We start from the raw sequence: 21,655 nt of genomic DNA, 5'->3' as shown, positions 1-21,655 counted from the left end.
ACCACCTGATCCCATCCCGAACTCAGCAGTGAAACGATGCATCGCCGATGGTAGTGTGGGGTTTCCCCATGTGAGAGTAGGTCATCGTCAAGATTGAATTCCCAGAACCCCTGTCTGCTGATGCAGACAGGGGTTTTGTCGTTTTGGGCCGGTAATCGGATCGCCCCTCATGATTGCTATCGACACACGGCAAACCCTGTGGCCATTGCTATGCTGTGATAGTCGGGGCATCTGAAAAATGGCCCGCGACGTCACTGGTCATGGGGATTCCAATAATGAAAAACCCTTATGCTCCTGGCTTCTGGTGCGCCCTCGCAGCGTTGGTGTTGCTCTCGGCCACTTATTTCTATGGCGTCATGCTGACTCACCAGATCGACAAAGCACTGATCTTCCTCGATAGCGCGGCTGCGCTGATCGGTGTGATATCCATCGCAATCGTGGCCTGGGCATCGCTCCAAGGTCAACGCATCAAAAAAAAGCATCTTGAGCAGGGCAAGACTCTGGTGCTGATCTGGGATACCAAGGTTGCGTTACGCCGGGTCGAAACGGTCTTCGATCGTTACTTCTGGGGCAGTTACTGGCAGCCTGGCCGCACATTCCAGGAAGTCATGGGTGAACTCACTGGTACTCCATTGGAAAAAAGTCTCGAGGCCTTGAAGACCCAATGTGCGGCATTGGACAAACAGGTCGCCGAAGACGACTGGCACTGGCTGAACAACGCTCGTGAGCTCTGCGACGTCGCTAACGCTATGGCCCGGGAGCGCTATCAACTGGACTTCTGCGATCCTCGCGCGGACTCATCGGGCGCGACGGTGATCAATCGCGATTTCGAAGTGTTGGTGTACACCTGGACGGCACGGCTGAAGACGTTCGACCATCAACTCGACGAGATTGAAGTTCAATATTCGTAGACCCTCTCTCAAGAAAACCCTTCCCCCCTTTAAACATTGGGCCCGATGGCATGCCTGATGGTAATCTCCCTCCACTTCGCGGCGTCGAGCCACACCCTTAGCGGTGTCAGGGAAGACGACGGCTTTTTCAACCATGGATATTGATCGGATCACTCATGAATAAATCAGCAAGCGTACTTCTGGGAATCGTTGTGGTCGTCGGTGCAATCAGCGCGGGTGGCGCCTGGTACACCGGAACGAAACTCGAAGGAGTGCTGCAAACCGCCATTGCCGACAGCAACAAGCAAATGCAAACGGCCCTGGCCGGGTCAAATGGCACGGCTTCGATCGAGCTGGTTTCATTGGACCGTGGGACTTTCAGCAGCACCGCCCATTATCGCCTCAAGGGCGAAGGCGAGATGTTTGGTGATGAGCCGGTTGAATTGCTGTTCGTCGACAACATCGAACATGGCCCGCTGCCGTTCTCACGCCTGATGACGCTCAAATGGGTGCCGGTCATGGCCACCAGCCACACCGAACTTGAGCGTACGCCGCTGACCGAGAAATGGTTCGTCGCTGCCAAGGACAAGTCGCCGCTCAAAGGGGTGGTTAACCTGGGCTACGACCAGTCGACCCACGGGACGTTCGAGTTGCTGCCCCTGGACACCAAGCTGGATGAACAATCCCAGCTCAGTTTCTCTGGGCTGAAGATCGACCTGGCCTCCAGCGCCCAGGCAGAGAAGATCAAGGCTGATGGTTATATGGACAGCTTCAAGCTGACCACCGTCGCTGAGGACCAGACACCGGTGCAAGTCGAGCTTAACGGCCTGACGCTCGCCAGTAACCTGAGCAAGAGCACCTATGGGTATTACATGGGTGATAACGTTCTGATGCTGAGCAACAGCAAGACTACTTTTGGCGAGCAGAAGTCGGTCCTGGGCCTGAAGAATTTCGAGATGAAGAACAACAGTACCGAAAATGGCACCAGCGCTTCGGGGCGTGCTGATTACAAGATCGGTGAGTTGTCGTTCAACGATAAGGCCATCGGTTCTGCGCAGATGGCGGTCAGTCTGAAGAACCTCGACATCCCGGCCACCATGTCGCTCATGCAGGTTTATCAAACCAAGCTGCAACCCTACGAACAAGCGGCGGCTGAAGCGGCGGCAGCCGGTGAGCCAACGCCAGAGTTGGTTCTGACCGAGGCCGAGGAAGCGCAGGTCAAGGCTGACCTGGAAAAACTCCTGGCCGGCGGTCCGCAAGTGGCACTGGAAAACCTGTCGTTCAATACGGCCAATGGTGAAAGCCGCGCAACGCTGGTGATCGACCTTGCCAAGCCGCAGTCCATGGACCTGCCACCCGATCAACTGGGTCGTCAGTTGCTCGCCTTACTGGATTTCAATTTGAAAGTCTCCAAGCCGATGCTGGTGGATCTGTTGACCGTGCAGGCGCAAATGGAAGGCCAGACCGACGCCAAGTTGATCGCCGATCAGGCCACTGCCACCAGCGACATGTTCAGCGCGATGGCGGTGGGCACCCAGCTGGCAACGCTTGAAGGCAACGATGTGGTCACCAAGCTGCACTACGCCAATAATCAGGTTGATTTCAACGGTCAGAAGATGACAGTCGAACAATTCACCGCGTTTGTGATGAACAAGTTGGGTGGCGGCGTCACCATCCAGTAATCGGCTGGAGCAACATCCAAAGCCCGGCCCGTGCATTGCGCACGGGCCGGTTTTTTTTGCCCGCGAAAATCTGCATCGATTCTGAAGAATTATGGCGTTTTGGAAGACGACCCGCCCGAGAGTGCAAAACTAGGCCCATTAGAGCTTGGCTGGATTCCTTTGATCCGGCTTCCTGTTTGATGGGCAAGGGGGCACTGCGACCCGGCTGGCCATGTAAGGATGCTGACGAATGCCGCGTACTGTGGGTCCCTTTATTCAATGTGGTTTGCGCCCGTTGTTTCGCCTCGCGCTGTGTAGCCAATTGTGCTGGCCGGTGCTGGCGTTTGCCGATACCGCCTATGACCAGATGGTGCATGATGCTCGCGCCGGCCATTACACGCCTGCGTTGACCGCCTTGCGCCAGGTCCCGGTCGATCAGGCGAGCACCGCGCAAATCAGTGACCATCTGCAGATCGCCAGCTGGGCCGGTTTCGATGCCGAGGTGGTGAAAGTCTATGAGGCCCAAGGCCGCTATCGCGACCTGCCAGTTGCGGCGTTGACTGCAACGGCCCGCGCCTATCGCAATCTCAAGCGTTGGGACTCGGCTACCGCGCTCTATCGCCAGGCTTTGATAGTCGAACCTCAGAATCCCGATCTGCAACTGGGTCTGGCCTTGACCCAGGCCGACGCCGGTAAACCCGACGAAGCAGTCAGTCGTGCCAGGACCATGGTCGCAGCCAAACCTGAGGACCCGACGCGTCGGCTGGCCTTGGGTTATGCCCTGACCCGTGCCAACAGTCCACACGAGGCGCTGTTCGAATACGACCAGGCTTTTACCCGCGCCGGCAACAATCTCGAGGTTGCCCGCGAATACATCATTGCGCTGCAACGTGCCCGCTTGCCTGAGCCGGCCTTGCGCTTGGCTCGACTGCAACCCGGGTTGATCGATCAGGGCGTGCAGCGGCGGCTGGAGGGCGATGTTGCGGCTGAACGGGTGCGTCTGGCGGACATGGCCAGCCGCAGCGAGAAGGATCGCTTCGTTATCGCAGACCGCGCCCTGGCCGATTACGACAAGCTGCTCGCCACCTGGACTCCGGTGGCCGAGGCTCATGACGATGTACTGCGCTGGCGCATCGACCGCATCGGCGCCCTGAACGCCCGTGCTCGACGCGCTGAAGTGATTGCCGAATACCAAAAGCTGCTCGCCGAAGGGGTTGCCATCCCCACTTATGCCTTGCGCTGGGTGGCGTCCTCCTATCTGGAGCAACGTGAACCGGAGATTGCCGTTGATCTGTACCGCCGGGTACTGACGGCACCTGACGCCGATCCGGCGGACCGCTTCGAAGACAGCACCGCGCTCTACTACGCACTGCTGGAAAGTGAAAAATCCGAAGAGGCCCGTGCCTTGGCCGAAGACCTGGCCAAGTCCCAGCAACCACGCGTCGAGCTCAAGGGACTGCCCATCGGCAACCCCAATGACCAGTGGATGGACGCTCAACAACTTGCCGCTCAGGCCGGCACTTATGGCGCCGACCTGCCCACCGCCGAGACGCGCCTGGCGACCCTGGTCAATCACGGGCCCGGCAACATCGGGTTGCGACTGGCGCAGGCTGATCTGTACCAGGCCCGGCAATGGCCGCGACGTTCTGAAAGCCTGCTCAAGGAAGTCGAGACCACGACCCCGCGTAACCGTGAGCTGGAAGTCGCCCAGGCCCGCGCCGCCGTGGATTTGCAGGAATGGCGGCAGATGGATGCGCTGACCGACGACGTGGTCGCCCGGTACCCGGAGAACGCCCATGTCAAACGCCTGCAACGCCAGCGCGAAGTGCACGACATGGCTGAACTGCGTATCGAAGCCTACACCGGCAAAAGTTATGGCGGCGGCAACGGCGATGCCGGTGCAGTCACCGGCAGTCGCGACTTCGGCATTGAAACGCTGCTCTACAGCCCTCCCATCAATGAAGACTGGCGGCTATTCGGTGGCGTCGGCTACGCTACCGGTGATTTTGAAGAAGGCACCGGCCACCATCGCTGGCAGCGTCTGGGTGTGGAGCGCCGCACCCGTGACATGACCCTGGAAGCGGAAGTCTCCAATCACTCGTACGGCTCCGGTGACAAGCAGGGGGCACGCGTGGCCGTGGCCCGGGACATCAACGATCACTGGCAGTACGGTGGCAGCCTCGATTACCTCTCGGCCGCGACCCCGCTGCGGGCGCTCAACAGCGGTATCCGCGCCAACAGCGGCAGTGGTTTCGTTCGCTGGCGTGCCCACGAAAGCCGAGAGTGGCAACTGGCGGTCAGCCCATCGCATTTCAGTGACGGTAACAACCGTCTCGAAACCCTGCTCACCGGTCGCGAAGGCATTTACAGCGCTCCACGGCTGCAAGTGGAGCTGGGCCTGGAAGTGGGTGCCAGTCGCAACAGCGGCTCTGACGAAGTCCCCTACTTCAACCCCAAGTCAGATCTGAGCGTCATGCCGACCGTCAGTGCCAATCATGTGTTGTACCGCCGCTACGAAACGACGTGGAGCCAGCAATTCCAGGCCGGCGCCGGTACCTACAGCCAGCGCGACCACAGCACCGGTGCCATGGGGCTGCTCAGCTACGGCCAGCGTTTTATCTGGAACGACGTGCTTGAGGCCGGTGCCGCACTGAGCTGGCTCAACCGCCCCTATGACGGCGACCGCGAAAGCGATCTGCGCCTGCTTGTCGACCTCACCTACCGCTTCTAGAAGAGTTTGAAGATGCCTGTCATTTCGCGATTCATCCTTCTGCTGGGGGTCTTGCTGATCAGCGCTTGTGCCCAGCAAGCCCCGGCGTTCACACCGCCCTCACAGCGCCCGCTGGCGGCCAACGACGCCCCTTGGCCGAAAAACCATGTGCTCGGCATCGCCTATCACGACGTGGAAGACCGCGACCCCGACCAGGCGCTCGTGGCCGTGCGGACCGAACGCCTGATCGAGCAATTGGCTTGGTTGCGGGAAAACAACTACCAGCCGGTCACTGTGGACCAGATCATCACCGCTCGCAACGGTGGCCCGGAACTGCCGCCGCGGGCGGTGCTGTTGAGTTTTGACGACGGTTATTCAAGCTTCTACACCCGCGTCATGCCCATTCTCCGCGCTTACAACTGGCCGGCATTATTGGCCCCGGTTGGCAGCTGGATCGACACGCCGCTGAACCAGTCGGTGGACTTCGCCGGGGTACCGCGCAAGCGGTCCGAGTTTTTGACCTGGGAGCAAATTCGCGAGGTCTCGAAATCGGGCCTGGTGGAAATCGCTGCCCACACCGACGCCAATCACAAAGGGGTACTGGCCAACCCGCAAGGCAACCTGCAACCGGCGGCGACGACCCGGCGCTACGATCCCGCTACCGGTCGCTATGAAAGCGAAGCTGATTTCCAGGCTCGCCAGCGCAAGGACGTGGTGGCCATTTCCGAGAAAATCCGCAAGGTCACCGGCTACAGTCCGCGCGTGTGGGTCTGGCCCTACGGTGCCGCCGATGGCACCGCCTTACAGGTGATCGGCAGCGAAGGCTACCAAATGGCCCTGACTCTGGAAGATGGTCTGGACAGCCTCAACAACCTGATGAGTGGCCCACGTTTTCTGGTGGCCTCCGATCCGGATGGTGCCCACTTCGCCGAGAGTATCGTCGGCGTGCAGACGATGGATCCGTTGCGGGTGGTCCATGTCGATCTGGATTACGTCTACGACCCTGACCCTGTGCAGCAGGAAGCCAATGTCGGCAAGCTGATCCAGCGCATCTATGACTTGGGCGCCAACACCGTTTTCCTGCAAGCCTTTGCCGATCCGAAAGGTGATGGCCTGGTGCATTCGCTGTACTTTCCCAACCGTCACCTGCCGGTACGGGCCGATCTGTTCGATCGGGTCGCGTGGCAACTGAAAACTCGGGCCAACGCCAAGGTATTCGCCTGGATGCCAGTGCTCAGTTTCGGCCTGGATCCGAAGCTGCCCCGTGTACAACGTTGGAACCCGGAAACCGGCCGCACGGGTGTGGACCCGGATCAGTACGTACGTTTGTCGCCCTTCGATCCGAGCGTGCGGCGGGTCATCGGCGAAATCTACGAAGACCTGGCGCGGATGAGTTCGGTGGACGGCGTTCTCTACCACGACGACGCCGTGTTTTCTGACTTCGAGGATGCCGGCCCCGCTGCCCTGAAAGTCTATGCCGCCAACGGTTTGCCGACGTCTATCGCTGCCTTGCGGGACGACCCGGCGGCGATGCAGCGCTGGACCCGTTTCAAGAGCCGCTACCTGATCGACTTCACCCACGAGCTCACTGCCAAGGTCCGCGCGATTCGTGGCCCGCAGGTGCTGACAGCGCGCAATATTTTCGCCGAACCGATGCTCAATCCCGAAAGCGAAGCCTGGTTCGCCCAGAACCTGGACGACTTCCTTGGCGCCTACAACTGGACGGCCCCGATGGCCATGCCGTTGATGGAAAAGCAGACCCGCGAGCAATCCGGCCCCTGGCTTGAGCGTCTGGTGGAGACCGTCAAGGCCCGCCCCGGTGCGCTCAAGCGCACGGTGTTCGAATTGCAGGCCCGTGACTGGCACAGCAAACCAGTCAGCGACATCGACGGCGAACAATTGGCCGAATGGATGGGACGCCTCAAGCGTTCAGGCGTGACCAGTTTCGGCTACTACCCGGACAACTTCATCGAAGACCAGCCCGCTGTGAAAACCGTGCGGCCGGCGCTCTCCAACAAGTGGAATCCTTGACATGCTCGACAGACTGCTCGCCCTGCTGGTGCTGGCGATCGTCCTTGGGGTGCCCCTGGGCCTGATCTTCCTGGTCACCGGGCAATTCCTGATGGACTTCGTGTTCTTTTACCCGCTATTCATGTCCGGGCTGTGGATCGCCGGCGGCCTGTATTTCTGGCTGCACTGGGAGCGTCACTGGCCGTGGAAGGACGACACCCTGCCGCCGCCGCTGGCCGGGGAACCGCTGATCAGCATTCTGATTCCGTGCTTCAACGAGGGCGACAACGTCGCCGATACCATTCACGCCGCGCTGGGCCAGCATTACCCGAACATCGAGGTCATCGCCATCAACGACGGCTCGAAAGACAACACCGCCCAATTGCTCGACCAACTGGCGGCTGATGATTCGCGCCTGCGCGTGCTGCATCTGGCGGAAAACCAGGGCAAGGCCGTGGCCCTGCGCATGGGCGCTATCGCGGCGCGCAGTGAATACCTGGTGTGCATCGACGGTGATGCGCTGTTGGCGCCCAACACTTGCGCCTACCTGGTGGCACCGATGCTGGACAATGCCCGCCTCGGCGCGGTGACCGGCAACCCGCGTATCCGTACTCGTTCTACCTTGATCGGTCGGGTGCAGGTTGGCGAGTTCTCCTCGATCATTGGCTTGATCAAGCGTACCCAGCGAGTCTTCGGGCGGATCTTCACCGTCTCCGGCGTGATCGTCGCCTTCCGTCGCACGGCCCTGCACCGGGTCGGCTACTGGAGCCCGGACATGATCACCGAAGACATCGACATCAGCTGGAAGCTGCAACTGGACCACTGGAGCATCTTCTACGAACCCCGTGCCCTGTGCTGGATCCTCATGCCCGAAACCCTGCGCGGCCTGTGGCGGCAGCGCCTGCGCTGGGCGCAGGGCGGGGCCGAGGTGCTGTTCAAGAACATCCGCGGCATCTGGCAATACCGCCATCGCTACCTGTGGCCGCTGCTGTTCGAATATTGCCTTTCCACCGGTTGGGCGTTCACGTTCCTGCTGTCGGTGATCTTCTGGGGCGCCGGTAAATTCGTCGAAATGCCAGCGGCCATCGCAGTCGATCACCTCATGCCGCCGGCCTTCACCGGGTTGCTGTTGGCGGTGGTGTGTCTGATGCAGTTCGCGGTGAGCATCCTGATCGATCGCCGCTACGAAAAAGGCTTGTGGCACATCATGTTCTGGGTGGTGTGGTACCCGTTGGTGTTCTGGCTGATCAGCCTGTTCACCACCCTGGTGAGTTTTCCGAAAGTGCTGTTTGGACAGCATCAGAAGCGTGCGCGCTGGGTCAGCCCGGATCGCGGCATCAAACCGTTCGATGATGAAGAAGAGGAAGTGATCCGATGAAAATTATCAGGACCCGACAAAGACCTTTTCTGGTGGTCATCGATGCGCTTTTTACCGTGCTGGCGTGGCTGGGGCTGTTGTATCTGCTGGTCAACGGGCTCTGGCCGCTGTTTGACAGCCAGGCAGGCCCGCGCCTCGGTGGTTCGCTAATGGACACTCTTGGGACGTTGCAGGTATATGGCTGGATTGCCTTGGTCAACGCGGTGATCCTGATTACCTGGGCGCGCTATCAGCAGCGCAAAAGCCGCAGCTTCGCCCAGCGGCGGCTGCCAGCGCCGGTGGTGGACGATCAAGGCTTGAGCGAAAGCTTCAAATTGACCGACGCGCGTCTGGATACGTTGCGCCGGCCCGGCTCCAAGATCATTCATAACAACCAGGACGGTGATATCAGCCACGTCGTGCCCCATTTCCATCTGTTGAGCCCGGAGCTGCAACCGCCGCCACTGGCACCGTTAGAGCGACCCCGGGTGATTCACCTGCCGGTCGACCACTCGGTGTAGGCGCTGCCGCAGGCTGTGATTGTTGATCTTGTTGCTTTCCAGTTCCTCGGAGATTTCCTTCAAAACGCCGCGCTCGCTCCCACAGAGAGATTGGGTTGTCGCGGATATTACGGTCAGCACAAATCAAAATGTGGGAGCGAGCCTGCTCGCGATAGCGGTATTTCAGTCAACATGGATGCCAACTGAACTATCGCCATCGCGAGCAGGCTCGCTCCCACAGGGGGACGGGGGGTGTTGCTAATCACGGTCAACGCAGATCAAATGTGGCGGATTCGAAGTTCATCGTAATTGTCACTGAAACCCGGCAGGCGCTGCGGCTATAGTTCGCAGGCCGTCCATGGCCTGATCTGCATAAGGTGCCCGGTATGACTCGATCGACTTCCCTGACTCCCTGGCTGGCGGCCATCGCCCTCGTGCTGTGCGCACAAGGGGCGGCCCAGGCTCAGGAACGGTTCACCCTCAGCATTCCAGGTGTGTCGGATAACCGGCTGTTCACCGCAGCCGCCGCCAGTGACGCCAACAACTGCGGCGGCAAGAACATTTCCCCGGCCTTGAGCTGGACAGCAGGCCCGCCTGGCACCCTTAGCTACGCCATTGTCATGCACGACCCGGACGGCCAGAAAGGCCAGGGCGTTGACCATTGGGTTCATTACGGCATCAAGGCCAGCACGCGGCAGATTCCGGCGGGTGTCGGCGCCAAATCCGCATTGGAAGGCGTGAGCGGCACCAACAGTAAAAACACCCGCGGCTACATTGGCCCTTGTCCGCCCATCGGCGACAGCGCTCATCATTACCTGATCCAGATATATGCCCTCGACCTGCCCCCGCACGCCTTGCCAGCCGGCCTCACACGTTCTCAACTGATGGAAAGAATCAACGGTCACGTCTTGCGCAACAGCAGCGTAGTGCGTCGCTACCACCGCTAACCCAAGCAACAGCTCCCTGTGGCCAGGGAGCTTGCTCCCGCTGGGTTGCGCAGCAACCTCTAGCCACAAAATTGGCATCACGCGCCAAAAGCGAGCACTATCGAGCCCCTGTTCATTCATACCGGAGGATGGCGATGACGCAGAAACCCGACGGCATCGCCCGCCTCAAGAACTGCCCCACCAAAGGCGACGAAATACGCCGGGCCATCGCCCAGAGCCGCAAGGATTTCCTGCCTGCTGAAGAGGCCGAAGACGCTGAGCCAGACCAACCACCGGCACAGCCCATGGACGACGGCCAAGACGCCTGAACCGTCCTTCTCAAAAACTTTTCTTGTTTAAATCTGCCCATGACTGCCACCACTCATCTGCCAGACGCCCGATTCAGCCGATCCGACTACAAAACCCTGGGCCTCGCCGCCCTGGGTGGTGCGCTGGAAATCTACGACTTCATCATTTTCGTCTTCTTCGCCCTGACCCTCAGCCAGCTATTCTTTCCCCCGGAAATGCCCGAGTGGCTGCGCTTGCTGCAAAGCTTCGGGATTTTCGCCACTGGCTACCTGGCACGGCCCCTGGGCGGCATCCTCATGGCGCACTTCGCCGATCGCCTGGGGCGCAAGCGGGTGTTCAGCCTGAGCATCCTGATGATGGCCTTGCCCTGCCTGCTCATCGGCGTGATGCCGACTTACGCGCAAATCGGCTATTTCGCCCCGTTGTTGCTGCTGGCGCTGCGCATCCTGCAAGGCGCGGCGGTGGGCGGCGAAGTGCCGAGCGCCTGGGTGTTCGTGGCCGAACATGCACCGCTGCAGCATCGCGGCTACGCGCTGGGTTTCCTCCAGGCCGGTCTGACCTTCGGCTACTTGCTGGGCGCCCTGACCGCCACGGCGCTGGCGCAGATATTCACTGCAGCAGAAATTCTCGATTACGCCTGGCGCTTGCCGTTCCTGCTGGGTGGGGTCTTCGGTGTAATCGGCGTCTGGCTGCGCCGCTGGCTGAGCGAAACGCCGATCTTCATGGCCCTGCAAGCCAAGCGTGAAGGCGCGACGGAACTGCCGCTGCGCACCGTCCTGCGGGACCATCGCCAGGCCTTGTTGCCCGCCGCCATCCTCACCTGCGTACTGACATCCGCCGTGGTGGTGTTCGTGGTCATCACCCCGACCGTGATGCAAAAAAGCTTCGGCATGAGCCCCAGTCACACGTTCGCCCTGAGCAGCCTGGGCATCGTCTTCCTGAACATCGGCTGCGTCCTGGCCGGCCTCATCGTCGACCGCATCGGCGCCTGGCGCACTGTCATGCTCTACAGCCTGCTGTTGCCGATGGGCATCGCCGTGCTCTACGCCAGCCTGATCAGCGGCGGCGCCTGGCTGGGCCTGGCCTACGCTGTGGCGGGCCTGGGTTGCGGCGTGGTCGGTGCGGTGCCATCGGTGATGGTCAGCCTGTTTCCGCCGAAAATCCGCGTGTCCGGCATCTCGTTCACCTACAACATTGCCTATGCCTTGTGGGCCAGCGTGACGCCGTTGGTGCTGATCGCACTGGTGCCGTGGAGCCCATGGGTGTGCGTGGGGTATTGCGTGGTGATGGGCGCGGTGGGTGTGGGCGCGGCGGCGTATTTTCCCGCCCGGCACTCGAAGACCGCGCAGCCCTCGTTGGCTTGTGAATCGTAGGGACTCAGCCCCAGGTGCACGACTACACTCATGAATGACCCCGTTTCCAACTCGAGGAGGACGGCCATCATGAAGGCGCACAAGCACGACCTGCTGGAACAAGTCCTGATTGCCCACGGCGGTCTCGAGCGCTGGAACACTTTCAACACTGTCCAGGTCACTCTTGTGACCGGCGGCTCGTTGTGGGCCATGAAGGGGTTAACGCAAGACAGTGCTCCACGGCAGATGACCGTCTGGCTGCATGAGCAGCGCGCCTCGGTCATGCCGTTCGGTGCACTGAACCAGCGTACCGCGTTCACGCCGGATCGCATCGCCATCGAAACCATCGAGGGCAAAGTGATCGCTGAGCGTTCGGACCCCAGGGCTTCGTTCTTCAAGCACGAGCCAACCACTCCCTGGGATCCGCTTCACCGTGCCTACTTCAATGGCTATGCGCTCTGGTCCTACCTGACCATGCCGTTCCTGTTTACTTTTCCCGGCGTCACCACCCAGGAACTGGAACCCTGGAAGGAAGGCGGACAGGTCTGGCGCCGCTTGCGGGTGAGCTTCCCGGACACCCTCGCCACTCACTGCCCGATCCAGGACTTCTACTTTGGCGACGACTATCTGCTGCGCCGGCATGATTACACCGTGGACGTGAGCGGTGGCCTGCCAGCGGCCCAGTATGTGGAGGACTACATCAAGGCCGATGGGCTGCTCGTGCCCAGCAAGCGCCGGGCGTATCGGCGCGATGCCGATGATCAGGCGGTGGAGGGGGAGTTGCTGGTGGCGATTGATATCAGTCAGGTTCGTTACGCCTGACCGGCAGCTCAAAGGCGCTCGCGCAGAAAATCCACAAAGGCGCGAGTTCTTGCCGAGCGGCGTCGGTCTTGGCTGAACACGGCGCTGATGGGCAGCGCTACGGGTTGATAAGCATCCAGCAGACTGGACACGGTTCCCTGGTGAACATCCGCGGCGAATAACCACTGCGGTGAAAGCGAAATGCCCAGCCCGCTAAGAACCATCTCGCGGATTGCCTCGCTGCTGTTGCTGGTGACATTGCCCTTGATCGTCACACGGTGCTGCTTGTCCTGCTGGTCGAGACGCCAAACGTCGTAATGCTCCAGCAGCGTGAAGCCCAAGCAATTGTGGCGGGCAAGATCTGCCGGCTCCAGCGGTGTGCCGTGTTGTTGCAGGTAGGCGGGAGCGGCGTACACCCGGCGCGGACTAGCGCCGAGGGAAACCGCGACCAGCCCTTCGTTCTTCACCACGCCGATACGAATGGCGACGTCGATGTTTTCTTTCAGCACATCTTCATTTTGGTCGTTCAGTTTCAGGTCGATTTGAACCTGGGGATGGCGCGCCAAAAACTCCCCGATCAAGGGCGCAATGCACAGCCGCCCGAAACTCACCGGTGCGGCCACACGCAAAGGACCGGCGATCTGCTCCTGGCCATGGGTGAAGCTGAGCCGTGCCGTGTCGAGGCTGGCGAGTATTTCCTTGCTGTGGCTATAGAAACGCTGTCCTTGGTCGGTCAGCGCAAGATGGCGAGTGCTGCGGGCAAACAACGCACCGCCAAGGTGTTGTTCCAGCCCGCGGATCTGCTTGCTGACTGCTGGTTGGCCCAGGTTCATCTCCCGGGCGACCGCCGAGAACGAACCGCGCTCTACCACTCGCACGAACATCTGCATCGCGTCGAATAGATCCATCGGGATTTGGCCTCTGGTTGGAATAAATCCTATCCATAGTTGCTTACTTATCGGAATGCGTCGACGGCCGCAACATGTACTCACCCACTCATTGGAGGTTTACCGTCATGAACAACACCATGTTCGCCGCCATTGCCCAAACTGCTCAGGCTCCGCTGGTCGTTCGCCACATCCCCCGGCCTGTTCCCGGCAAAGGACAGGTATTGATCAAGGTTCACGCCGCAGGGATCAATCCTCTGGATACCAAGATCGCGGCAGGTGGTGGCGCTCATGCCCGCCAGCCGCTGCCCGCCGTACTGGGCATCGATTTGGCCGGAACAGTCGTTGAGCTGGGAGACGGCGTGCACGATTTCGTACCCGGCGATGACGTGTTCGGCATGGCCGGCGGGATCGGTGGCGCCCAGGGTGCGCTGGCCGAATACATTGCCGTCGATGCTCACCTGATTGCGCTCAAGCCCGGTTCATTGAGCATGCGCGAAGCGGCAGCCTTGCCATTGGTCTTCATCACCGCCTGGGAAGGGTTGGTAGACCGGGCCAATGTTCGGGCCGGCCAACAAGTGCTGGTCCACGGCGGCGCGGGCGGCGTCGGTCAAATGGCCGTGCAAATTGCCAAGGCCCGCGGCGCCGAGGTCTATGCCACCGGCTCGGCCACCAGCCTGGACTTCATCCGCGAATTGGGCGCGACGCCCATCGACTACCGGACGCAGGACACCGACAGTTACGTGGGCCTGCACACTGATGGTGAAGGTTTCGACGTCGTCTACGACACCGTCGGCGGCTCGACGTTGGATGCGTCCTTCAACGCAGTGAAAACCTATACCGGCCACGTACTCAGCTGTCTCGGCTGGGGACAACACAGCCTGGCACCGTTGTCGTTCAAGGGGGCGAGTTACTCCGGGGTGTTTACCTTAATGCCGCTGCTGACCGGCAAGGGGCGCGAGCATCATGGGCGGATATTGCGCGAAGCGGCGGCTTTGGTTGAGGCCGGGGTGCTGCGGATCAAGGTAGACCCGCATCGGTTTGGCCTGGGAGACGTGAATGAGGCGTTTGCGCAAGTAGCCCAGGCGCGTGGGCAAGGGAAGACGGTGGTAGAGATGGCGGGGGAGTGACGCTGGTCTGTAACTGTTATCCGCAAGCCGCCCCCATAAAATCGCCCCGGTCTGTAACGGCCGGGGTTCTGTCGCCATCCGCTGCCGCCAAAACTTGAGAACCCGTCCAAACGCCGTAGAATGCTGCTGCCACTATGCCGCTACCTTTCAAGGACGAATTCAGACATGCGAATTTTTGCCCTATTCCTGGCCCTCTGCCTTATGGCGGGCTGTGCCTCCAAACCCGATTACTACGTTTCCGCCACTCCGGTAACGATCCCCAAAACCGCCACCTTCTGGATCGACACCTTCGACGTTGAAGTCGTAGGCAAGAACGATCGCTTTTTGCCTGATGAAAAGGTCCGTGAGCAATTGCACACCGACCTGATCGGCCGCCTGCTCGAGGACAATCGCTATGCCTCCAGCAAGGAAGCCGCCGACTATCTTCTGGACGTCAACAGCGTCTACGCGCGACGTATTCAAGACACCCAAGGTGGCTTCATGAGCAAAATCGTTGCCGATGGCACGTTCCTCGCCAGTGTCGATTTCAGCTATCAGGTCAAGGTGAAGAAGGCCGGTGCCGAGGTATTGCACTTTGCCCAGGCTCGCGAGGGGCTGATGCCGGGCGGCGCGGTTGGGCAATTTCAGAACATGAGAAGCATGATGGGTGCTCTGACCAACAGCGGTAACTCCGCTGTCGAAGGTTTTTACACCGGCCACTTGAGCAGCTTTATTGCCGACGACCTGCGGGCCATTCCGTCCCGCTAGTCCTGCCCGCGTATAAAAAATCTCGTGGTCGTTAACCCGAACCACGAGTGCCTCGCGTCTGACCCTGTGAACGGATCATTCATTCACGAGGTTCAGCCCATGTCCCGTCCTCCTTCATTCCTACGTCCTGCTGCCCAGGGCTTTGCCGTGACCTTACTGATGGCATTGGCCGGTTGTGGGTTGTCTTCGTCCCGGGAGGCTGCCAAGCCGGCCGAACCGCCGTCTGCGTCCCCGGCCCCGGTGCGGCAAAGCGAAGTCGCTTACGTGCACGAGCCTTTGGTCAAGCGCATGGCCGCCCCGGCTTCGATGCCTTCGCCAAGGGTGCGCAGCGATGCTATCGCGGGGCATTACCGCGCCGAGCCCCGCGAGCAGTATGAAAAACTGCCGGACAACCCCATTCATAGCGTTGCCCAAACGCCGGTATCGACCTTCAGCGTCGATGTCGATACCGGCAGCTACGCCAATGTGCGACGTTTGCTCAATCAAGGTAGCCTGCCGCCCGAAGGCGCTGTGCGACTGGAGGAAATGGTCAACTATTTCCCTTACGACTATGCCTTGCCCACCGACGGTTCTCCCTTCGGCGTGACCACTGAAGTGGCCCCGTCGCCCTGGAACCCTCACACCCGCCTGTTGCGCATTGGCATCAAGGCGAGCGATCGCGCCGTGGCGGATCTGGCGCCGGCCAACCTGGTATTTCTGGTGGACGTTTCCGGTTCCATGGACCGGCGCGAAGGCCTGCCATTGGTCAAAAGCACCCTGAAACTGCTGGTGGATCAATTGCGCGAGCAGGATCGGGTGTCTCTGGTGGTGTACGCCGGCGAATCCCGGGTGGTGCTCAAACCGACCTCGGGCCGCGACAAGGTCAAGATCCGCAACGCCATCGATCAGTTGGACGCCGGCGGTTCCACCGCCGGTGCGTCGGGTATCGAGCTGGCCTATCAGATGGCTCAGGAAAGCTTTATCGACAAAGGCATCAATCGCATCCTGCTGGCCACCGATGGCGACTTCAACGTGGGTATCAGTGACTTCGACAGCCTCAAGCAAATGGCGGTGGACCGGCGTAAAAGCGGCGTATCCCTGACCACGCTGGGCTTCGGTGTGGATAACTACAATGAACACCTGATGGAGCAACTGGCCGACGCCGGTGACGGCAACTACGCCTACATCGACAACTTGCTTGAAGCGCGCAAGGTCTTGGTGGACCAGCTCAGTTCAACCCTGGCAGTGGTGGCGCGGGATGTGAAACTGCAGGTGGAATTCAATCCCGCCCAGGTCAGTGAGTATCGGCTGTTGGGTTATGAGAACCGCGCGCTCAAGCGTGAAGATTTCAACAACGACAAGGTGGATGCGGGCGAAATCGGTGCGGGGCACACGGTGACCGCCTTGTATGAAATTGTTCCAAAAGGCGAGCAGGGCTGGTTGGAACCGTTGCGTTATGCGAGCACACCCAAGCTGGACGGCAAGACAGGGGAGTTGGCGATGCTGCGCGTGCGCTATAAGCCTGTTGAAGGCGGGAGCAGCCGTTTGATCGAGCATCCTATTGGCAGCACGCAAAAAAATGACAAGGCCAGCGATGACTTGCGCTTCTCGGCTGCTGTAGCCGCCTTTGCCCAACAGCTCAAGGGGGATGGCCGCTACACTGGGACCATGAGCTTGAAGGACACCGTGCAATTGGCCCGTTCCGCCCGGGGTGATGATCCGTTTGGGCTGCGCGCCGAATTTGTCCAGTTGGTGGAGCTTGCGCAGAGTCTTGAACGCTGATCCTGACCTCGACGAGGATCAAATGTGGGAGCGAGCCTGCTCGCGATAGCGGTGGAACGATCACCACCATCATTGATTGATCCGCCGCCATCGCGAGCAGGCTCGTTCCCACAGTATTCTCTTGTCGGCTGCCAGAACTGTGTTGACCGCAAAGGAGTTCGCCACCCACATGCCCGCGCCGCTTGATTGCCCCAGCGACGAATCGCTGCTGGCCCGCTACCGCGATGGCGACGGGGCTTGTTTCGAAGCCCTGTACGCCCGCCATCGCCAAGGGCTTTACCGTTTTCTCGTGTCATTGAGCAGTAAAACTGAACTGGCCGAGGAAATCTTTCAGGACACTTGGCTCAGCCTGATCCGCAGCACTACCCAGCCACAAGGGCGGGCGAGTTTTCGTACCTGGTTGTTCCAGATTGCCCGCAACCGCTTGATCGATCACTGGCGCAAACACGGTGTCCGCAACCCGCTGCACGACAGTTACGACGAACAGGTTCATGTCCAACCCGACGACACCAGCAACCCCGAACAGCAGTTGAGCCTGAGTCGCGATCAGGCCCGCCTGGACGCCGCGTTGCAAGCCTTGCCCGAAGACCAGCGGGAAGTCTTCCTGCTGCGCCTGCACGGTGACTTGGAGCTGCCGCAGATCGCTGCCCTGACCGGCGCCCCGCTGGAAACGGTCAAAAGCCGCTTGCGTTACGCCCAGCAGAAACTGCATCGACTGCTGGCCGAGGAGGTACCCGCATGATTGATTCCAAACAGACCCCGGATTCCGACGAGGAAATGCTCCTCGAGCATTTTCGCCAACACGCCAGCGGCGAGCCGCCCGCCTCCCTGGACGCCTTCATCCTGGCCGCCGCCCGTCGCGAAGCCCCGACACCCGCGCCGAGCTTGTGGAAACGCTGGCTGCAGGCCTGCCAACGGCCACGCTGGCAGATGGCATTCGCCACGGTCGCCGGTGTCGCGTTGATGATCGGTCTGGTGGTGCGTTCGCCAGTGCCCCAGAGCGATCTGACCTCACCGGCCTCAATGGAGTTTTCCGCCAATCGGCAGGAGCCCGCCGTAGCCGCTGCACCGCCGCCCTCCATGTCTGCTCCCGCGCCGATAGCCCGGATGGCGCCCCAGGGCGAAAGGGCCCGGGCCCAGGCAAACACTGACCAGGTCCTTGCGGATAAGCCCGCGGCGAGAATGAGCAAAAGCGCACCCGTTGCACTGCCGTCGCTGGAGCAGGAACTGCTGGAAATCCTGCGCTTGCGTCAGGCCGGAGATACCAAGGCGGCTGATGAGAAGCTGCTTGCGCTGCATAAGCGCTTTCCCGAGGAGGATTTGCCGGCGCGGTTGGAGGTGTTGCAAAAGCGTTGAGTAAAAACGAGATTCGCCCCTTCGATTTCTGACCACTCGCCTGGATGGTGTCGAGAAAATCGGGGCGATTCACCCCCTTACAACGCCTTAACCACACCTGCGGCGCTGAATGTGCCATGGCGTGCCATAGCGATCAGGGTACGAAGTTCCGTGATCATGACAATTGATAAATTTTTCTTTTGCTCATGATCAGAACATATAGTTTTTTCTGAATCTTGTTGCTGGATACGATGATCCCACTCACCAATGAGCCAGCGCCGTACCGGCGAACGCGGTAGATGGGCATGGCGTGGCGGACCGCCACTTCATCAACAATCTGTTTGCCAGGTAGGCGCGAAAGGAGCGAACTCATGCAAACACTCAAGGTTGCCATCGCTGGTTTCGGCGGCGTGGGACGTGCCACAGCCGACCTGCTGCTGTCCCGGCGCGAGCGCTATCGCCAGGTTTACGGCGTGGACGTTCGCCTGGTGGCGGTGTGCGGATCACGTGCAGGCCTGGCTGACGCGAACGGCCTGCAAGCGAACCAGTTGGATGCCCTGCAGACTGGTCTGTCGGGACCGGATTTCGTGATGGCGAGCGGTGCAGATGTCCTTATCGAGGCCGGGCCGAGCGATTTTCGCAACGGCGAACCGGGTCTTGCCTACCTTCATACGGCGCTGGCGGCCGGCCAGGACTGCATCGTGATATCGAAGGGCGCCCTGGTCCACAGCGGGCGACAATTGCGCGAACTCGCGCAGGCCTCGGGGGCGATGCTCAAACTCAGTGGTGCGGCGGCCGCCGCCCTGCCGACACTCGACCTGCTCGACCATAGCCTGGCCGGCTGCAAGGTGCTCGCCATCGAGGGCATCCTCAACGCCACCACCAACTACCTGCTTGACGCCATGAGCACGCAGGGCCTTGGCTTCGATGCGGCGTTGCGTGAAGCGCAGGCAGGAGGCTTCGCCGAAGCTGACCCGCGCAACGATACGCAAGGCTGGGATACCGCCTGCAAGCTCCTGCTGCTGGCCAACTTCGGTCTTGGTGCCGACCTGACGATGGACGACCTGGTGGTCGAAGGCATTCAGTCGGTCACGGCAGAGCGCATCGGGGCCTGGCGCGCGAAGGGGCTCGTGCCCAAGCTGGTCGGCAGCCTCACCCGCGCCGACGGTGCGATCCGCGCCAGCGTCGGCATCAAGACCTATCCGCTGTCCGACCCGTTCGCCCTCGTAAGCGGGAAGAACAAGGCGATCCGTATCAGCAGCGACGCGATGGGTGAGACGCTGGCGATCGGCTGCGGTGTGGAGCCGATCGCCACCGCAGCGGCCGCCCTGAAGGACCTCGAACACATTCTCATGGCCAGGGCCGCGCGGTCCTCCTCTGTTTCGGAGTACTCATCATGACCCTGCGCACCTTGCAAGCCATCCGCCATGTCGGTTTCGAAGACCTTGGCAGCTTTGAGGCGCCCCTACGCAAAGCCGGCTACGCCATCGAGTACGTCGAAGCGGCAGAGCGCGACCTCGGGCTGCTCGACCCGCTTGATGCAGACCTTCTGGTGGTCCTTGGCGGCCCGATTGGCGTCTACGATCACGCCAGCTATCCGCTCCTCAGCGACGAGCTAGAGCTATTGCGAGCACGTCTGGCGGCTGACCGACCGACGCTCGGTATCTGCCTCGGTGCGCAGTTGATGGCGGCAGCTCTCGGGGCGCGCGTCTATCCTGGGCCGGCCAAGGAGATCGGCTGGTCGGCCCTCGACCTGACGCCCGCCCTTGAACATCAGCCCCTCGCCGCGCTGCACGGCTTGCCCGTTCTGCACTGGCATGGCGACACCTTCGACCTGCCGCAAGGCTGTAGCCTGCTTGCGTCCACCCCGCTCTGTCGCACTCAGGCTTTCTCCCGCGGGCCAAACGTTCTCGGTCTGCAGTTTCATCCTGAAGTCAGTGGCGCACGATTCGAGCATTGGTTACTGGGGCATGCCAGTGAGCTGGCCACGTCAGGCATCGACCCTATTGCCTTGCGTCGCGATGCAAAGCGCTACGCAAACGATCTCGAGAAAGCCTGCGCCATCTTGCTGGACCAATGGTTGGCGGGCATAGATCAATAGTGGCCAACGCACGTGAATGCTGACCATCCCTGCCAAAAGCAATCCATTGACCGCATAAATGTTCCAGAACCGTAACCCTGTCCAATTTTCAGGCGGCCACTCTGGAGATAGTGGCGATGCCTTTCAGAAGGATTGAGGGACTGAGGGCCTACTCAAAACGGGCCTCTCTCTAGACGTCGCCATGCTTGCAGCCCTGTGCTTAAGCCATGGCGATCATCAGCATTCACGCGCGAACACACACCAGGTGATCGAAATGACCAATCCAAAACTCGAAGTGCTGACACCCAGCAATTGCCAAGTGATTTTCATCGATCAACAGCCGCAAATGGCGTTTGGCGTACAAAGCATTGATCGGCAGACATTGAAGAACAACACCGTCGGTCTGGCCAAGGCCGCGAAGATTTTCTCGATTCCAACCATCATCACCACGGTCGAAACAGAGAGCTTTTCGGGCCATACCTATCCGGAATTACTGGCTGTTTTCCCTGAAGCACCGATCCTTGAGCGTACCTCGATGAACTCCTGGGACGACCAGAAAGTACGCGACGCGCTGAAAAAAAATGGCCGTAACAAAGTTATCGTCTCGGGCTTGTGGACCGAAGTCTGCAATACCACCTTCGCGCTGTCAGCGATGCATGATGCCGGCTATGAAATTTATATGGTGGCCGACGCCTCGGGTGGCACCAGCCAAGCTGCGCACGATTACTCCATGCAACGCATGATTCAGGCTGGCGTTGTCCCGGTTACCTGGCAACAGGTGCTGCTGGAGTGGCAGCGTGACTGGAAGAACCGCGACACCTACGACGCCGTCATGACATTGGTCAAAGAGCATTCTGGCGCATATGGAATGGGCGTCGACTACGCCTACACCATGGTGCACAAGGCGCCAGAGCGCGTCACACACGGACCGACGCTGGAGCCTGTCGCGGCGAAGATCTGACCTCTGCCGGGTCGATCCAACAGGTCGACCCGACTGCAGAGCAATGAACTCCGGTAGCGGGTACACCCTGGGTATACGCCGTTTTTTGCTCTGCGCAGTACTGCCATAGCCCCTGCTAAACCCTGCTTGGCCCCTGGCTCACACAGCAGCAGTGCCGTCCCAAAACCACACATTCATACAATTTCCGCCCCGAGTCCTGCGCAAACATAACCCGCAACGTGGTCACCCAGTTATCCCG

The 21,655-nt window shown here is 60.5% G+C and carries 20 protein-coding genes and 1 rRNA gene; 19 read left to right on the top strand and 2 right to left on the bottom strand.

Features of this window, described 5'->3' with window-relative positions; genetic code table 11:
• From rrf to BM132_RS02885, 11 genes are all read left to right on the top strand, one after another.
• A 5S ribosomal RNA gene (gene rrf / locus BM132_RS02930) occupies positions 1–93 on the top strand; the annotation flags it as partial.
• 182 nt (positions 94–275) lie between these two features.
• Positions 276–911, top strand: coding sequence for a hypothetical protein (locus tag BM132_RS02925; protein ID WP_047230327.1), 636 nt, complete (start codon positions 276–278; stop codon positions 909–911).
• Between the two features lie 155 nt (positions 912–1,066).
• Complete coding sequence (locus BM132_RS02920; RefSeq protein WP_092453061.1) at positions 1,067–2,572, top strand: YdgA family protein; 1,506 nt, start codon at positions 1,067–1,069, stop codon at positions 2,570–2,572.
• A gap of 229 nt (positions 2,573–2,801) precedes the next feature.
• Positions 2,802–5,282, top strand: coding sequence for a poly-beta-1,6 N-acetyl-D-glucosamine export porin PgaA (pgaA, locus tag BM132_RS02915; protein WP_092453058.1), 2,481 nt, complete (start codon positions 2,802–2,804; stop codon positions 5,280–5,282).
• A gap of 12 nt (positions 5,283–5,294) precedes the next feature.
• Positions 5,295–7,292, top strand: a complete 1,998-nt coding sequence (gene pgaB / locus BM132_RS02910; protein ID WP_092453055.1) for a poly-beta-1,6-N-acetyl-D-glucosamine N-deacetylase PgaB — start codon at positions 5,295–5,297, stop codon at positions 7,290–7,292.
• A 1-nt stretch (position 7,293) separates the two neighbouring features.
• Positions 7,294–8,649: a poly-beta-1,6-N-acetyl-D-glucosamine synthase gene (pgaC, locus tag BM132_RS02905; protein WP_092453052.1), complete on the top strand. Its 1,356-nt coding sequence runs from the start codon at positions 7,294–7,296 to the stop codon at positions 8,647–8,649.
• Positions 8,646–9,149: a poly-beta-1,6-N-acetyl-D-glucosamine biosynthesis protein PgaD gene (pgaD, locus tag BM132_RS02900; protein ID WP_092453049.1), complete on the top strand. Its 504-nt coding sequence runs from the start codon at positions 8,646–8,648 to the stop codon at positions 9,147–9,149. Before pgaC ends, pgaD begins: the two co-directional genes overlap by 4 nt.
• A 365-nt stretch (positions 9,150–9,514) precedes the next feature.
• On the top strand, positions 9,515–10,075 hold the full coding sequence (locus tag BM132_RS02895) for a YbhB/YbcL family Raf kinase inhibitor-like protein (RefSeq protein ID WP_092453046.1): 561 nt from the start codon (positions 9,515–9,517) through the stop codon (positions 10,073–10,075).
• A 134-nt stretch (positions 10,076–10,209) separates the two neighbouring features.
• Complete coding sequence (locus tag BM132_RS28410; RefSeq protein ID WP_171061296.1) at positions 10,210–10,383, top strand: hypothetical protein; 174 nt, start codon at positions 10,210–10,212, stop codon at positions 10,381–10,383.
• A gap of 39 nt (positions 10,384–10,422) precedes the next feature.
• Positions 10,423–11,736: an MFS transporter gene (locus tag BM132_RS02890; protein ID WP_092453043.1), complete on the top strand. Its 1,314-nt coding sequence runs from the start codon at positions 10,423–10,425 to the stop codon at positions 11,734–11,736.
• 69 nt (positions 11,737–11,805) lie between these two features.
• A complete protein-coding gene (locus BM132_RS02885) occupies positions 11,806–12,537 on the top strand; it encodes a hypothetical protein (protein WP_092453040.1) in 732 nt (243 codons plus the stop codon).
• 8 nt (positions 12,538–12,545) lie between these two features.
• Here BM132_RS02885 and BM132_RS02880 read toward each other — a convergent pair whose 3' ends face one another.
• The gene (locus BM132_RS02880) at positions 12,546–13,424 is read right to left on the bottom strand and encodes a LysR family transcriptional regulator (protein WP_092453037.1); all 879 of its coding nucleotides are present in this window, start codon (positions 13,422–13,424) and stop codon (positions 12,546–12,548) included.
• Between the two features lie 107 nt (positions 13,425–13,531).
• Here BM132_RS02880 and BM132_RS02875 point away from each other — a divergent pair, with 107 nt between their 5' ends.
• The 5 genes from BM132_RS02875 (at position 13,532) to BM132_RS02855 (ending at position 18,397) form a co-directional block, all read left to right on the top strand.
• Positions 13,532–14,533 (top strand): zinc-dependent alcohol dehydrogenase family protein, encoded by a 1,002-nt coding sequence (locus tag BM132_RS02875; RefSeq protein WP_092453034.1) that lies wholly within the window; start codon positions 13,532–13,534, stop codon positions 14,531–14,533.
• 165 nt (positions 14,534–14,698) lie between these two features.
• Complete coding sequence (locus BM132_RS02870) at positions 14,699–15,280, top strand: hypothetical protein (protein ID WP_092403263.1); 582 nt, start codon at positions 14,699–14,701, stop codon at positions 15,278–15,280.
• A gap of 99 nt (positions 15,281–15,379) precedes the next feature.
• The gene (locus BM132_RS02865) at positions 15,380–17,041 is read left to right on the top strand and encodes a vWA domain-containing protein (RefSeq protein ID WP_092453031.1); all 1,662 of its coding nucleotides are present in this window, start codon (positions 15,380–15,382) and stop codon (positions 17,039–17,041) included.
• Between the two features lie 169 nt (positions 17,042–17,210).
• The gene (locus BM132_RS02860; protein WP_092453028.1) at positions 17,211–17,783 is read left to right on the top strand and encodes an RNA polymerase sigma factor; all 573 of its coding nucleotides are present in this window, start codon (positions 17,211–17,213) and stop codon (positions 17,781–17,783) included.
• On the top strand, positions 17,780–18,397 hold the full coding sequence (locus tag BM132_RS02855) for a hypothetical protein (RefSeq protein ID WP_092453023.1): 618 nt from the start codon (positions 17,780–17,782) through the stop codon (positions 18,395–18,397). The genes BM132_RS02860 and BM132_RS02855 overlap by 4 nt, the downstream gene beginning before the upstream one ends.
• 154 nt (positions 18,398–18,551) lie before the next feature.
• Here BM132_RS02855 and BM132_RS02850 read toward each other — a convergent pair whose 3' ends face one another.
• A complete protein-coding gene (locus BM132_RS02850) occupies positions 18,552–18,749 on the bottom strand; it encodes a hypothetical protein (protein ID WP_092453021.1) in 198 nt (65 codons plus the stop codon).
• Here BM132_RS02850 and BM132_RS02845 point away from each other — a divergent pair.
• From BM132_RS02845 to BM132_RS02835, 3 genes are all read left to right on the top strand, one after another.
• Positions 18,748–19,776, top strand: coding sequence for a homoserine dehydrogenase (locus BM132_RS02845; RefSeq protein ID WP_092453018.1), 1,029 nt, complete (start codon positions 18,748–18,750; stop codon positions 19,774–19,776). The genes BM132_RS02850 and BM132_RS02845 overlap by 2 nt on opposite strands.
• Positions 19,773–20,477, top strand: coding sequence for a glutamine amidotransferase (locus BM132_RS02840; protein ID WP_092453016.1), 705 nt, complete (start codon positions 19,773–19,775; stop codon positions 20,475–20,477). Before BM132_RS02845 ends, BM132_RS02840 begins: the two co-directional genes overlap by 4 nt.
• A gap of 253 nt (positions 20,478–20,730) precedes the next feature.
• Positions 20,731–21,417 (top strand): hydrolase, encoded by a 687-nt coding sequence (locus tag BM132_RS02835; protein ID WP_092453099.1) that lies wholly within the window; start codon positions 20,731–20,733, stop codon positions 21,415–21,417.
• Positions 21,418–21,655 lie beyond the last annotated feature (238 nt).

It is taken from the genome of Pseudomonas sp. NFACC45 (assembly GCF_900113505.1).
GTDB lineage: Bacteria > Pseudomonadota > Gammaproteobacteria > Pseudomonadales > Pseudomonadaceae > Aquipseudomonas > Aquipseudomonas tehranensis.
This window is presented reverse-complemented; position numbering and strand designations above follow the sequence as displayed.

Bases quoted from the DNA above. Each gene is read 5' to 3' on its own strand.
- BM132_RS02925 (WP_047230327.1), top strand. From the start codon at position 276: ATGAAAAACCCTTATGCTCCTGGCTTCTGGTGCGCCCTCGCAGCGTTG.
- BM132_RS02920 (WP_092453061.1), top strand. From the start codon at position 1,067: ATGAATAAATCAGCAAGCGTACTTCTGGGAATCGTTGTGGTCGTCGGT.
- pgaA (WP_092453058.1), top strand. From the start codon at position 2,802: ATGCCGCGTACTGTGGGTCCCTTTATTCAATGTGGTTTGCGCCCGTTG.
- pgaB (WP_092453055.1), top strand. From the start codon at position 5,295: ATGCCTGTCATTTCGCGATTCATCCTTCTGCTGGGGGTCTTGCTGATC.
- pgaC (WP_092453052.1), top strand. From the start codon at position 7,294: ATGCTCGACAGACTGCTCGCCCTGCTGGTGCTGGCGATCGTCCTTGGG.
- pgaD (WP_092453049.1), top strand. From the start codon at position 8,646: ATGAAAATTATCAGGACCCGACAAAGACCTTTTCTGGTGGTCATCGAT.
- BM132_RS02895 (WP_092453046.1), top strand. From the start codon at position 9,515: ATGACTCGATCGACTTCCCTGACTCCCTGGCTGGCGGCCATCGCCCTC.
- BM132_RS28410 (WP_171061296.1), top strand. From the start codon at position 10,210: ATGACGCAGAAACCCGACGGCATCGCCCGCCTCAAGAACTGCCCCACC.
- BM132_RS02890 (WP_092453043.1), top strand. From the start codon at position 10,423: ATGACTGCCACCACTCATCTGCCAGACGCCCGATTCAGCCGATCCGAC.
- BM132_RS02885 (WP_092453040.1), top strand. From the start codon at position 11,806: ATGAAGGCGCACAAGCACGACCTGCTGGAACAAGTCCTGATTGCCCAC.
- BM132_RS02880 (WP_092453037.1), bottom strand. From the start codon at position 13,424: ATGGATCTATTCGACGCGATGCAGATGTTCGTGCGAGTGGTAGAGCGC.
- BM132_RS02875 (WP_092453034.1), top strand. From the start codon at position 13,532: ATGAACAACACCATGTTCGCCGCCATTGCCCAAACTGCTCAGGCTCCG.
- BM132_RS02870 (WP_092403263.1), top strand. From the start codon at position 14,699: ATGCGAATTTTTGCCCTATTCCTGGCCCTCTGCCTTATGGCGGGCTGT.
- BM132_RS02865 (WP_092453031.1), top strand. From the start codon at position 15,380: ATGTCCCGTCCTCCTTCATTCCTACGTCCTGCTGCCCAGGGCTTTGCC.
- BM132_RS02860 (WP_092453028.1), top strand. From the start codon at position 17,211: ATGCCCGCGCCGCTTGATTGCCCCAGCGACGAATCGCTGCTGGCCCGC.
- BM132_RS02855 (WP_092453023.1), top strand. From the start codon at position 17,780: ATGATTGATTCCAAACAGACCCCGGATTCCGACGAGGAAATGCTCCTC.
- BM132_RS02845 (WP_092453018.1), top strand. From the start codon at position 18,748: ATGCAAACACTCAAGGTTGCCATCGCTGGTTTCGGCGGCGTGGGACGT.
- BM132_RS02850 (WP_092453021.1), bottom strand. From the start codon at position 18,749: ATGAGTTCGCTCCTTTCGCGCCTACCTGGCAAACAGATTGTTGATGAA.
- BM132_RS02840 (WP_092453016.1), top strand. From the start codon at position 19,773: ATGACCCTGCGCACCTTGCAAGCCATCCGCCATGTCGGTTTCGAAGAC.
- BM132_RS02835 (WP_092453099.1), top strand. From the start codon at position 20,731: ATGACCAATCCAAAACTCGAAGTGCTGACACCCAGCAATTGCCAAGTG.